The organism is Pacificispira sp. HM-600, assembly GCF_977993705.1.
Genome location: NZ_OZ388079.1, coordinates 1,308,531 through 1,320,210, shown reverse-complemented (window position 1 = coordinate 1,320,210; position 11,680 = coordinate 1,308,531). Strand labels below are relative to the sequence as shown.

Below are 11,680 nucleotides of genomic sequence, written 5' to 3'. Positions count from 1 at the left end.
CAAGGCTGTGTGCATGGTGTGAGGATTCTGGAAGGGAGTGCGTATGGGCGATAGCACGGTGTCGACCACTCGCCGGCGCGAGGCGACGCGGCAGAGGCTTCTCGACGCCGCCGCCCAGGTGTTCGCCGAGGTGGGGTTGGACGCCGCCTCCGTCGAGGCGGTCTGCGAACGCGCCGGCTACACCCGCGGAGCCTTCTACTCGAACTTCGAGACGAAGGAAGAGCTCTTCCTCGAACTCGCCGGTCGCGTCGCTCGAGATCGGGTCGCGGCCGTTCGTGCACGGGTCGGCGAACTGGAGCACGCCCCTGCCCCGCCGGGCGCCGATGCCTTCTCGATCGTGCAAGAGGTGCTCGACGTCTCGAACGACGATCGGTTCGGCGTGCTGCTGATGAGCGAGATCCGCATCCACGCTCTGCGCAATCGCTCGATCGCCGACGCCTACCTCGCGCAAGAGACCGAGATGATCGCGAGTGTCGCCCAGATCATCGACGACATCGTGCGCGCGCGCCGGCTGACGCTCCGGGTGCCCGCGGAGGAAGCCGCCCGGCTCATGCTGATGGCGTGGGAGGGTGCGTCCGTGCGAGCGGTGATGGCCGGACTCGATTACGAAGAGCTGTGCCGTCGCACGAGCGTTCAGATCGGCCGTCTCGCGCAGCTGATTATCGATGCTCCCGCTCGCTGAGCACCGCGAGACAGCGCTCGAGGCGTGCAAGCCACCGCTCGCGGCGCTCTGGCGGTGCTGCCAGCCTCTCGAGCGCGTCGGCATCCGGGCGGATGCGCCCGACGGTGATCGTGCCGCCGCCGCCGGTGAGAGCCGCGACATCCGTCTCGAACAGCGCGGACGTCCCCAGCCCGCAGTCGTAGTCCAGGTTGGGCAGCGCCGCGGCGAGGGAAGCACCCATCGCGAGCCCGATCGCGGTGTCGAGTGCGCTCGAGACGACCACGGGCAAGCCCGCGCGCTCGACGATCTCGAGCGCGCGGCGGATGCCGCCGAGGGGCTGTGCCTTGATGACGAGCAGATCGGCCGCGCCGGCCCGCGCGACGGCGAGGGGATCCTCGGCCTTCCGCACACTCTCGTCGGCCGCGATCGGGATGTCGAGGTAGCGGATGCGTTCCCGCAGCTGCACGAGCTCGTCGATGGACGCGCAGGGCTGTTCGATGTACTCGAGATCGAACTCGGCTAGGGCGTGCACGGCATGCTCGGCCTCGTCGACGTTCCACCCGCCGTTCGCGTCCACGCGGATGCGCCCCTCGGCGCCGAGCTCATGTCGGACGGCGCGTACCCGCTCGATGTCTTCCGCGAGGCGCTGCCCAGCCTCGGCGACCTTGACCTTGGCGGTGCGGCACCCCGGAAAGCGGGCGAGCACTTCCGGGACGGATGCCGCGGGCACGGCCGGAACGGTCGCGTTGACCATGATCTCGGTGCGCTGACCCTCGGGTAGCTCGCGCCATCCGTAGTCCAGCGCGGCCTCGAGCCACGTCGCGGCCTCGCCGTCGCCGTACTCGGCGAAGGGTGAGAACTCGGTCCACCCGGCGGGCCCCTCGAGCAGCAGCGCCTCGCGCACGTCGAGTCCGCGAAAGCGGACGCGCAGGGGGAGGGCGACGACGACCGCGCGTTCGCGGAGTTCGTCGAACGTGGGGAGGGGTGATGCATCCGTCATGAGCCCATCTTGCTCCTGTCGGTGCCTAGGCTGAGTCCCATGGTTTCGGAGATCTTCGATCCGGCGGAGTGGCGCGAGGCGCCCGGCGCGGACGCCTACACGGACATCACGGCGCACGTCTCGGTCGACGGACGCATCGCGCGGGTCGCGTTCAACCGACCCGAGGTGCGGAACGCGTTCCGTCCGCGGACGGTCGATGAGCTCTACCGCGCGCTCGATGCCGCGCGGCAAGATCCGAAGATCGGTGTCGTGCTGCTGACCGGCAACGGTCCGAGCCCGAAAGACGGCGGCTGGGCGTTCTGCTCGGGCGGCGACCAGCGCATCCGCGGTCGCGACGGCTACAAATATTCGGAAGACGAGACATCCGTCACCGACCCCGCGCGCGTGGGACGCCTGCACATTCTCGAGGTGCAGCGCCTCATCCGCTTCATGCCGAAGGTCGTGATCGCGGTCGTGCCCGGGTGGGCGGCAGGCGGCGGGCACAGCCTGCACGTGATCTGCGACCTGACGATCGCGAGCGCCGAGCACGGCAAGTTCAAACAGACTGACGCGGATGTCGGATCGTTCGACGCGGGCTACGGCAGCGCGTACTTCGCGAAGCAGGTCGGCCAGAAGGTCGCGCGCGAGGTGTTCTTCCTCGCAGAGGAGTACTCCGCCGATCGCGGGCGCGAGATGGGCACGGTCAACAAGGTCGTGCCCCACGTCGAGCTCGAGCGTGAGGCGCTCGCGATGGCGCGGACGATCCTCGGCAAGTCGCCGACGTCGATCCGCATGCTGAAATTCGCGATGAATGCGGTGGACGACGGATTGGTCGGTCAGCAGCTCTTCGCGGGCGAGGCGACCCGCCTCGCGTACGGGACGGACGAGGCGCTCGAGGGGCGCGATGCGTTCCTCGAGCGCCGCGAGCCCGACTGGGCGCCGTACCCCTGGCAGTACTAGGCGCTCGGATGGGCGTTGTCCTGGGTGGCTTGTCGAGTGACGGCAGCGATCCGCACGCCGTCGCCGAAGCTCTGCCCGCCGCGCTGAGCGCCGACGATCCGATCCTGGTCACGACCTCGGGCTCGTCGGGCGTTCCAAAGACCGTCGTGCTGCGTGCCTCGGCGTTGCGCGCCTCGGCGACCGCCACGGCCGCGCGCATCGGCGAGGGTGCCTGGCTGCTCGCGCTGCCCGCCGGGTACGTCGCGGGTCTGCAGGTGCTCGTGCGCGCGCACCTCGCGGGAACGCGTCCGGTCTATCTGGATGGATCTTTCTCCCCGGATGCGTTCGTCGAGGCGACACGCGAACTGCCCGGTTCGGCTTTGCGCTTCACCTCGCTCGTCCCGGCCCAACTCGCGACGCTCGTCGCGGCCGCCGAGACGGAACGCCGTCTGGGCGACGTCTTGCGCTCATTCGCGGCGATCCTGATCGGCGGTCAGTCGCTTCCCGTGCCGCTGCGCGAGCGTGCGGAGGCCCTCGGCATCCGGATCGTCCGCACCTACGGTTCGACCGAGACGAGCGGCGGCTGTGTCTACGACGGAGTCCCGCTTGCGGGAATCGACGTGAGCGTTATCGACGGCGAGCTGCTGATCGCGGGTCCGACCCTGGCCGACGGATATCTCGGCGACGACGCGCTCACGGCCTCGACCTTCCCGATCGGCCTCGACGGAATCCGCCGGTACCGCACGGGCGACGCCGGAACGGTCGAGGGCGGCGTCGTCCGTGTCACCGGTCGCCGCGACAATGTCATCGTGTCGGGCGGCATCAATGTCTCGCTCGACCGCGTCGAGGCGATCGTGCGCGGTGTGCCCGGACTCGAGCAGGCTGCCGTGATCGGGATTACGGACGAACGCTGGGGCGAGGCATCCGTCATCGTCGTCGAGCCGGCCGAAACCAGCGATGACGCTGCGCTCCTCGACGCCGCCCGCGCCGCCGTCGCCGAAGCGCTCGGCCCGGCCGCCCGCCCGGCGCGCCTCGTGCGAAGACCCGTGCCACACCTGCCCTCGGGCAAGCCCGACCGCGAGGCCCTGCGGCGCGCGATTCGCGAGCAATAGGATCGCGGCATGGTTCCCTGGCCGCAACTCGTGGCGTTCTTCATCGCCTCGCTCGTGCTGATCGTCATGCCCGGGCCGTCGGTGCTCTTCATCATCGGCCGGTCCCTCGCGCTCGGCCGCCGGGGTGGTGTGCTGTCGGTCGTCGGCACCACCCTCGGCATGCTCGTCCTCGTGGTGCTGGTCGCACTCGGCCTCGGCGTGATCGTGGCCCAGTCGATCGTTCTGTTTACGATCGTGAAGTTCGCCGGCGCCGCATACCTGATCTATCTGGGCGTGCAGGCGATCCGCCACCGCAAGGATGCCGCGGCCGCGGTCGCCGCGGGTGCCGCCGCATCCTCGACCCGGCGCCTCGTCGGCGAGGGCTTCGTCGTCGGCGTCACCAACCCCAAGACGATCGCGTTCTTCGTCGCCGTGCTGCCGCAGTTCGTCGACTACGGTGCCGGGACGATCCCGCTGCAGATGCTCGAACTCGGCATCGTCTTCGCGATCCTCGCGTGGGCGAGCGACTCGGTGTGGGCGCTCGCCGCGGGTTCCGCCCGTGACTGGTTCGCCCGCAGCCCGCGCCGCGTCGAGCGCCTCTCGGCCGCCGGCGGAGGCATGATGATCGGCCTGGGTGGCGTGCTCGCGCTGACCGGCTCGAAGCACTGAAAGGCGATCCGCCTAGGATGAACCCTCGTGGCAGCTACAACTCGCAAGCGGACCGGTAAGAAGCAGCGTGGCGGCGGCGACCCGCGTCGGAGCGGTCGCCCCGACTCCGTGACCGTCAAGCCCGCAACCGCCCGGGACTGGATCGGCGCCGCTCGCCCCCGCACGCTTCCCCTCGCCGTCGCCCCCGTCGTGGTCGGTACGGGAGCGGCCGTGCTCGCAACGGGACTCTTCCACTGGGTCATCGCACTGGCGTGCCTCGCCGTCTCGGTGTGCCTGCAGATCGGCGTCAACTACGCGAACGACTACAGCGACGGCATCCGCGGCACCGACAACCACCGGGTCGGTCCCGGTCGTCTCACGGGCGCGCGTCGCGCGAAGCCGCGCACGGTCCTCGCCGTCGCGCTGGTCTTCTTCGCCCTCGCTGCCATCGCCGGGCTCGCCATCGTGATCCGCACCGAGCAGTGGTGGCTGATCGCCGTCGGCGCGGCCTGCATCGTCGCGGCGTGGTTCTACACGGGCGGCCGTCGACCCTACGGATACTTCGGGCTCGGCGAGATCTTCGTGTTCGTCTTCTTCGGGCTCGTCGCCACGATCGGCACGACCTGGGTGCAGGCCCTGGCGGTGCCGCAGGAGGCCTGGTTCGGTGCCGTCGCTATCGGTCTACTGGCTTGCGCCGTGCTGCTCGCCAACAACCTCCGCGACTTCGATCAGGACCGCAGCGCCGGCAAACGGACGCTCACGGTTCTGATCGGCAAGCGGGCGACGCAAGTGCTGTTCACACTGTTTGTGCTCGTGCCGTTCGTGATTGCCGGCTTCGTCGCGCTGTTCTATCCGATCGCGTGGCTCACGCTGCTCGCGTTGCTCGCGGGACTCCCCGCCATCCTGATCGTCTGGACCTTCCGCCAGCCGCGCGAACTGGTCACAGCGTTGGCGCTGACCTCGGTCACATCGCTCGGCTACGCCGGGCTACTCGCCTGGGCGTTCGTCGGCTAGGAGCGTGGCTCGGCGTCCTCGGCGTCCTCGTCGGGCGCCTGCGACCGCGATGCGGACCGGCGCTTGGCGATGCCCTCGGCGACCGCGGCGCGCGGCTGACGGAGGAACAGCAGAGACAGGCTGAGCCCGATCAGAGCCGCGAAGACGACGGCGATGAGCCAGTTCTGCCGGAAGATCGGAAGCAGCAGCATGAGACCGAGCGGCACCAGGAACGCCAGCAGACGCAGCACGCTGTAGACGAGAACCGGCGGAACCTTCACCCCCTCATCCTAAGCCGGCGCTTCCGGCTCGACGGCGCGCCTGGGCAGACCCTCACAGTTGCGCAACGACGGGTCTCGAGCGATCCCACGCGCCTAGGATGGTTCCTATGCCCCGCGTGCTCCTGATCGTGGCGGTGCTGGCATTGGCGTTCTACGTCGTGAGCATCGTTGACGTCGCCGTGCAGCCACCGACCCGCCACCGGGGAGTCTCGAAGACCACGTGGATCGCGATCGTCATTCTCCTTCCGGTTATCGGCGGCGCCCTCTGGTTCGTCGTGGGACGCTCGCGTCCCACGCGTCTGAAGCTCGCGCTCGCGCCCGACGACGACCCCGAGTTTCTCGGACGCGTAGGCGGCGGGTCGTTCTCGGACCAGGATGAGCGCATCCGTCGTCTGGAAGAGGAGCTCGCGATGCTCGACTCCGAGGCCGACGACCCGCGGAACGCCGGCCCGGCACCGGCGGACCCGGAGAGTGCCGACCCGGGTGCGGTCGATCCGGACTCCGACGGCCCGCGTCGCGGCTCGATCGGCTGACAGTGCCCGTTGCCGGCGGCGATACGCCGCGGACCTCGCCGAGCCCCGCCATGGACTCGGCAGCGGCGCTGCTGGACGAACTCGTGCACCTCGGAGTGCGCGACATCGTGCTGAGCCCCGGTTCGCGCTCGCAGGCACTCGCGCTCGTCGCGACCGCACTGGAGCGGGCGGGTCGGATCTCGCTGCACGTCCGCATCGACGAGCGCGTTGCCGGCTTCACCGCGCTGGGCCTGGCCCGCGAGTCTCGTCTCCCCGTTCCCGTGATCTGCACGTCGGGCACGGCTGTCGCGAACCTGCTGCCCGCTGCGCTTGAAGCGCATCACGCGGGGGTTCCCCTGTTGCTGCTCACGGCGGATCGCCCTCCGGAGCTCCGCGGAGTCGGTGCCAACCAGACCACGCGCCAGCCCGGACTGTTCGGTTCGTCGACCCGGTTCGCGCTCGACGCGCCGGTGCCGGAGGACATCGACGAGGCAGGGGATTCGGCCCAGACCACGACCTTCCGGGCGATCGCCGCGGATGCCTTCGCCGCTGCATCCGGTTCCGTCTCGCTTCCCGCGGGGCCCGCGCACGTCAACCTGCCGGTCCGTGAACCTCTCGCCGGATCCTTGCCCACGTGGTTCGCGTCCGAACGCGAGCCGACAGCGGACGCACCCACCCCTGTCGAGGCGGCCTCGGGAGCCCTGTACCAGGGGGGTGGTGGCATCGGCCTCGCCGAATCGAGTGACCTCGACCAGACCGTGCCGTACGCCTTGGCGCGAGGGCCGCGCACCCTCGTGATCGCCGGCGCCGATGCCGGTGTCGGCGCCGAACAGGTCGCCCACGATGGCGGATGGCCCCTCGTCGCCGAGATTGTGAGCGGCGCGCGTTTTGGACGCAACCTGGTGCACGGCTACCGCGCGCTCCTGCGCGATGACTCCCTGGGCGGGGCCGTCGAACGGGCCATCGTGTTCGGGCGCCCGACGCTGAGCCGTGAGGTCGCGGCACTGCTCTCGAACCCCGAACTCGATGTGATCGCCGTCCGAGGACCGGGCGAGCGGTTGAACCTCAACGGATGCACCGAGCCGGTGGAGTCCGTGCGGGTGGACCCGGGCGAGACCGACCGGGAATGGCTCGGGGCGTGGCTGCGCGCGTCGCAGGCACACGAGGTCGACCTCGGTGCACCCGCGCCAGACCTCGCGGGCCTGTCCGCCGCCGATCCCGCCGAGCGGCGGAAGGCCGTTGACGCCGAACTTGCGGCCGTACGCGCTCCACTCGATCGCACCACGCTCGTGGATGCACTGTGGCGTGCCACGTGGCCGCACGATCGTCTCGTGTTCGGGTCGTCGCGTCTGGTGCGAGTGGCTGACGGTGTGCTCGGAGGCAAGAAGGTCCCCGTGCATTCCAACCGCGGCGTGGCCGGGATCGACGGCACGATCGCGACGGCGACGGGAATCGCCCTCGCCAGCCAAGCCGACGGGCGCTCGGGCGTCACCCGCGTGCTGCTGGGCGACCTGGCATTGCTGCACGACGTCGGGGCGCTCCTCCTGCCGCCGACCGAACGCGAGCCGCGTCTGCAGGTCGTCGTCGGAAACGACGGCGGTGGCACGATCTTCGACGGGCTCGAGGTCGCGCAGGTCGCGTCACCCGACGACATGGATCGCGTGCTGTTCACCCCGCAGTCCGTGCGGCTCGAGCACCTCGCCCTCGCCTACGGCTGGGAGTACCACCGCCCGACCACGCGCCCCGCGCTGGATCAGCTCCTCGTGTCCCCGGTCGGCGGCCGGCAGCTGATCGAGGTGCCGCTCGCGCGCTGATCAGGCCAGGGCGTCGACGATCGGGCGGAACTTCATCCGCGTCTCGAGCAACTCGGCTTCGGGATCGCTGCCGGGCACGATGCCTGCGCCGGCATGAGCGGTGACGGCGCGTGTCTCGCGCGTGACCCACCCGTTCTGCGTCGGCTCCGCAGCGTCACCGAACTGGGCGCTGCGCAGCGCGATCGCCCATTCTCCGTCACCGGATGCGTCGATCCAGCCGACCGGTCCCGCGTACCGGCCGCGGTCGAACGGCTCGATGCGCCGGATGACTTCGAGCGCCGAGGTGGTCGGGGTACCCGCGACGGCGGCCGTCGGGTGCAGCACCCCGACGAGGTCGAGGGCTGAGACGCCGGCCGCGACGATGCCCTCGACATCGGTCGCCAGATGCCAGACGTTGGGCAGCTTGAGCGCGAAGGGCTGCTCGCTCGCGGTGAGCGCGCTCGTGTGGGGGCGGAGCGTCCGCAGTACGCTCTCGACAGCGAAGCGGTGCTCGTCCTGGTCTTTGCCGCTCGCGGACAGGGCGACGGATGCTTCGGTGTCGCCGTCCGCGTCGGCACCTCGGGGCGCCGTCCCGGCGAGCACCCGGGCCGTGATGGTCCCGCCCGAGACGGTCACGAGGGTTTCGGGGCTCGCGCCGATGATGCCGTCGACGGCATACGTCCACACATCCGGGTATCCCGTCGCGAGCGCGCGCACGAGTCGCCTCAGATCCGCCCCTGCGGGTACCGAGCCGATGAGATCTCGGGCCAATACCACCTTGCTGACCTCACCCGCGGCAATGGCCCCGAGGCCGGCACGGACCGCGGCCTGGTAGCCGGGAGCATCGAGTTCGCCGGGCCCGACGGTCGCGGACCACGCGGGACCCCACGGCGGAGCGGAAGGGATGTCAGGGGTCTCGCGTCCCGCGCGATGGGTCGTCGTCACCCACGAGCGTCCGGCGCGACGGCCGAAGACGAACTGCGGCACGATCAGGGTGCTTGCGCTCGCCGACGAGGGATCGAAGCTCAGCGCGCCGAATGCGATGAGGCCCGTACCGGGCAGGCGCACCTCATCATCGACGGTCGCCGCGGCGGCGGTGGCTCGCCAGGCATCGGCGAGCACGGCCGCCTGGTTGCCGTCCGCGGGGTTTGCGCGATGGCCGCCGACCTCTATGAGTCGCGGTGAGCCCACCCCGACCATGCCCTCTCCTCGTCGCAACCACGCCAGCGGATGCGTGGGTTCAGCATGCGCCAGCACATCCTCGAATGGCTCGACCTCGCGGGTCGTGACGACGAGTCGACGCACGCGGGTGGGGGCGGACTCGGTCACTGCTCCAGCCTAGACTCGCTGCGTGAGCGCAGATCCGAATGTGCCGGCCGAGGCATCCGTCCGTCCCCCCGTCGGGACGAAATTGGAGTTCCGCTGGCGCAAGTGGGATGGCTCAACCCACTGGGTGCACGAGTGCGTATATCTCGGCGCGGACGAGTGGGGCGACTGGTTCGGGCAGCGCGGGGGATGGCGGAGCGATCGGCCGGGGCGTTCGGTCGTGGTTGTCGAGGACAACGTGATGCTGCTGCCGCCATCGGGCGACCACGTGCTGACGATGAACGCGCGACCGCATCCCACCCGCGTCTACATCGACATCGCGTGGGACGCGCGCTGGTCGGGCGGCGAACCGACCGGTATCGACATGGACCTCGACGTCGTCGACCAAGAAACGCGCGGTGTCTACATCGACGATGAGGACGAGTGGGAGGAGCACCGCGTGCTCTACGGATACCCGCTCGACCTGGCCGAGAAGCTCGAGGCACTCACCGCCGAACTGTTCGCGGCGGTCAGCGCGCACGAAGCACCGTACGATCCGGCGACCGCGGCCCGCTGGCTGGCACGCCTCGTAGACTCGACGGGTGACCCCGAACCCGCCGACTGACGACCACAGTGAGTCGAACCGCAACGAACCCAACCGTGCCTCCAACCGTGCCGATCTCGGCAAGGACCCGGCTCGGGTCAGCGGAATGTTCGACCAGGTCGCGGGTCGCTACGACCGCACCAACACCGCCCTGAGCCTCGGCAACGATCGGCTGTGGCGTGTCGCCACGCGCCGGGCCGTTGCTCCGCGCGCGGGGGAGCGGATCCTGGATCTTGCCGCGGGTACGGGCGCATCCTCCGTCGCTCTGACGCGGAGCGGCGCACAGGTCGTTGCGGCGGACTTCTCGCCCGGCATGATCGCCGAGGGCCGCCGCCGTCACGGCGCGGTGCCGGGGCTGTCGTTTATCGAGGCGAACGCGACCGACCTGCCCTTCGCCGACGATGAATTCGACGCCGTGACCATGTCCTTCGGCCTGCGAAACGTCGACGAGCCCCGAAAGGCGCTAGCCGAGCTGTACCGGGTCACCAAGCCTGGGGGGCGGGTCGTGATCTGCGAGTTCTCACACCCCCCGTCGCGCGCCTTCGCCGAGTTGTACGGCTTCTACAACTCCCGGGTGCTCCCCGTCGTCGCGCGTGCTCTCTCCTCGAACGCCGATGCCTACGACTACCTGAACGAGTCCATTCGGGATTGGCCCGACCAGCGAACCCTGGCCTCATGGATCCGCGGCGCGGGCTGGCAGGATGTCGCCTACCGGAACCTCTCGTTCGGGATTGTCGCTCTGCACCGCGGGCGGAAAACCCGCCGGTAGGCTGGAGGGGTGACTCCGGGCCCCTCAGCGCGCGGCTCGCGACTGACGAGCCGACTCGGCATGACCGAGCGCGTCTTCGCCGGACCCCGCTCGCGCAAGCTCCTCGCCCAGGTGGAGGAGGGTCTCGACCGGGTCGAAGCCACGTTGGCCGACGAGTTGAAGATGACCGATGCTCTCGCCGATGCGACGAGCCGGTACCTGTACGAGGCCGGCGGCAAACGCATCCGTCCGATGCTCGCCCTGCTCTCGGCGCACCTCGGTGCGGGCATCACGCCCGCCGTGATCGAGGGTGCGACCGCTCTCGAGATGACGCACCTCGGTTCGCTGTACCACGACGACGTCATGGACGGCGCGGACGTCCGTCGCGGGGTGCCGAGCGCACAGACCGTGTGGGGCAACAACGTCGCGATCCTGACCGGCGACCTGCTCTTCTCGCGCGCGAGCCAGATCATGGCGCGGCAGGGCGAGCGGGCTATCCGGCTGCAGGCCGACACGTTCGAGCGGCTCGTGCTCGGTCAGATGCACGAGACCGTCGGACCGCAGGAGGGCGATGACCCCGTCGACTTCTACCTGCAGGTGCTGGCGGACAAGACGGGTTCGCTGATCGCCGCTTCGGCCGAGACGGGCGTCGTTTTCGCGGGCGCGCCCGAGGAGTACGGCATGTCACTCCGTACCTTCGGCGAGAAGACCGGCGTCGCCTTCCAACTGCTCGACGACGTGCTCGACCTGAGCGCCGACCCGGACGAGACGGGCAAGGTGCCCGGCACCGACCTGCGTGCCGGTGTGCCGACGATGCCGTTCCTGCTGCTCGGACAAGAGCGCGACGATGCATCCGTCGCCCTCAAGACACGTATCGATGAAGGCGTCGCTCGCATCGCGGATGGCGCAGACCCCGCCATCCTCGATACCGCACTCGCCGAACTTCGTGACCACGACGCAACCGCCCGGACGCTGCGCCTGGCCCACGACTGGGCGCGCGAGGCCGTCGAGGCTCTCGATCCGCTCCCGGACGGTCCTGTTCGCGACGCTCTCAAGCGTTTCTCCGAGGTCGTCGTCGACCGCAGTAGCTGAGCGCTCGCCGCCTCGCTCCCCCTCTTCGCAAGCA

At 70.0% G+C, this 11,680-nt stretch carries 13 protein-coding genes; 10 read left to right on the top strand and 3 right to left on the bottom strand.

All coding sequences use genetic code 11. The features are described 5' to 3' along the window. Window positions 1-43: 43 nt before the first annotated feature. Window positions 44-682, top strand: a complete 639-nt coding sequence (locus ACXZ1E_RS06225; RefSeq protein WP_458042526.1) for a TetR/AcrR family transcriptional regulator — start codon at window positions 44-46, stop codon at window positions 680-682. Here ACXZ1E_RS06225 and ACXZ1E_RS06220 read toward each other — a convergent pair. Further along, window positions 660-1,661 (bottom strand): o-succinylbenzoate synthase, encoded by a 1,002-nt coding sequence (locus tag ACXZ1E_RS06220; RefSeq protein WP_458042525.1) that lies wholly within the window; start codon window positions 1,659-1,661, stop codon window positions 660-662. The two genes, ACXZ1E_RS06225 and ACXZ1E_RS06220, sit on opposite strands and share 23 nt — an antisense overlap. A 39-nt stretch (window positions 1,662-1,700) precedes the next feature. On the opposite strand from ACXZ1E_RS06220, the gene ACXZ1E_RS06215 reads away from it, so the two are divergent. Genes ACXZ1E_RS06215 through ACXZ1E_RS06200 form a run of 4 tightly spaced genes read left to right on the top strand, consistent with a single transcriptional unit; the run spans window position 1,701 to window position 5,332 of the window. Next, on the top strand, window positions 1,701-2,600 hold the full coding sequence (locus ACXZ1E_RS06215) for a 1,4-dihydroxy-2-naphthoyl-CoA synthase (RefSeq protein ID WP_458042524.1): 900 nt from the start codon (window positions 1,701-1,703) through the stop codon (window positions 2,598-2,600). A gap of 8 nt (window positions 2,601-2,608) precedes the next feature. Further along, window positions 2,609-3,691: an AMP-binding protein gene (locus ACXZ1E_RS06210; protein WP_458042523.1), complete on the top strand. Its 1,083-nt coding sequence runs from the start codon at window positions 2,609-2,611 to the stop codon at window positions 3,689-3,691. 9 nt (window positions 3,692-3,700) lie between these two features. Then, a complete protein-coding gene (locus tag ACXZ1E_RS06205; RefSeq protein ID WP_458042522.1) occupies window positions 3,701-4,339 on the top strand; it encodes a LysE family translocator in 639 nt (212 codons plus the stop codon). 27 nt (window positions 4,340-4,366) lie between these two features. Further along, a complete protein-coding gene (locus ACXZ1E_RS06200; protein WP_458042521.1) occupies window positions 4,367-5,332 on the top strand; it encodes a 1,4-dihydroxy-2-naphthoate polyprenyltransferase in 966 nt (321 codons plus the stop codon). On the opposite strand, the gene ACXZ1E_RS06195 is transcribed toward ACXZ1E_RS06200, so the two are convergent. Further along, window positions 5,329-5,592, bottom strand: coding sequence for a DUF4229 domain-containing protein (locus ACXZ1E_RS06195; RefSeq protein WP_458042520.1), 264 nt, complete (start codon window positions 5,590-5,592; stop codon window positions 5,329-5,331). The genes ACXZ1E_RS06200 and ACXZ1E_RS06195 overlap by 4 nt on opposite strands. 107 nt (window positions 5,593-5,699) lie before the next feature. Here ACXZ1E_RS06195 and ACXZ1E_RS06190 point away from each other — a divergent pair, with 107 nt between their 5' ends. Continuing rightward, entirely contained in the window at window positions 5,700-6,125 is a 426-nt protein-coding gene (locus ACXZ1E_RS06190; protein ID WP_458042519.1) for a PLD nuclease N-terminal domain-containing protein, read from the top strand. Window positions 6,126-6,175: 50 nt separating this feature from the next. Beyond that, window positions 6,176-7,918: a 2-succinyl-5-enolpyruvyl-6-hydroxy-3-cyclohexene-1-carboxylic-acid synthase gene (menD, locus tag ACXZ1E_RS06185; RefSeq protein ID WP_458042518.1), complete on the top strand. Its 1,743-nt coding sequence runs from the start codon at window positions 6,176-6,178 to the stop codon at window positions 7,916-7,918. Here the strand turns inward: menD and ACXZ1E_RS06180 are convergent, their stop codons facing one another. Further along, window positions 7,919-9,226: an isochorismate synthase gene (locus tag ACXZ1E_RS06180; RefSeq protein WP_458042517.1), complete on the bottom strand. Its 1,308-nt coding sequence runs from the start codon at window positions 9,224-9,226 to the stop codon at window positions 7,919-7,921. Between the two features lie 22 nt (window positions 9,227-9,248). Between ACXZ1E_RS06180 and ACXZ1E_RS06175 the strand changes: the two genes are divergently transcribed. From ACXZ1E_RS06175 to ACXZ1E_RS06165, 3 genes are read left to right on the top strand one after another with little or no spacing between them, the layout of a single operon-like run. Further along, a complete protein-coding gene (locus tag ACXZ1E_RS06175; RefSeq protein WP_458042516.1) occupies window positions 9,249-9,827 on the top strand; it encodes a DUF402 domain-containing protein in 579 nt (192 codons plus the stop codon). Continuing rightward, entirely contained in the window at window positions 9,805-10,575 is a 771-nt protein-coding gene (locus ACXZ1E_RS06170; protein ID WP_458352071.1) for a class I SAM-dependent methyltransferase, read from the top strand. Before ACXZ1E_RS06175 ends, ACXZ1E_RS06170 begins: the two co-directional genes overlap by 23 nt. 9 nt (window positions 10,576-10,584) lie before the next feature. After that, on the top strand, window positions 10,585-11,646 hold the full coding sequence (locus ACXZ1E_RS06165; protein WP_458042515.1) for a polyprenyl synthetase family protein: 1,062 nt from the start codon (window positions 10,585-10,587) through the stop codon (window positions 11,644-11,646). The last annotated feature ends 34 nt before the right edge of the window (window positions 11,647-11,680 follow it).

Coding starts and splice junctions, on each gene's coding strand:
- ACXZ1E_RS06225 (WP_458042526.1), top strand. CDS start 44: ATGGGCGATAGCACGGTGTCGACCACTCGCCGGCGCGAGGCGACGCGG.
- ACXZ1E_RS06220 (WP_458042525.1), bottom strand. CDS start 1,661: ATGACGGATGCATCACCCCTCCCCACGTTCGACGAACTCCGCGAACGC.
- ACXZ1E_RS06215 (WP_458042524.1), top strand. CDS start 1,701: ATGGTTTCGGAGATCTTCGATCCGGCGGAGTGGCGCGAGGCGCCCGGC.
- ACXZ1E_RS06210 (WP_458042523.1), top strand. CDS start 2,609: ATGGGCGTTGTCCTGGGTGGCTTGTCGAGTGACGGCAGCGATCCGCAC.
- ACXZ1E_RS06205 (WP_458042522.1), top strand. CDS start 3,701: ATGGTTCCCTGGCCGCAACTCGTGGCGTTCTTCATCGCCTCGCTCGTG.
- ACXZ1E_RS06190 (WP_458042519.1), top strand. CDS start 5,700: ATGCCCCGCGTGCTCCTGATCGTGGCGGTGCTGGCATTGGCGTTCTAC.
- menD (WP_458042518.1), top strand. CDS start 6,176: ATGGACTCGGCAGCGGCGCTGCTGGACGAACTCGTGCACCTCGGAGTG.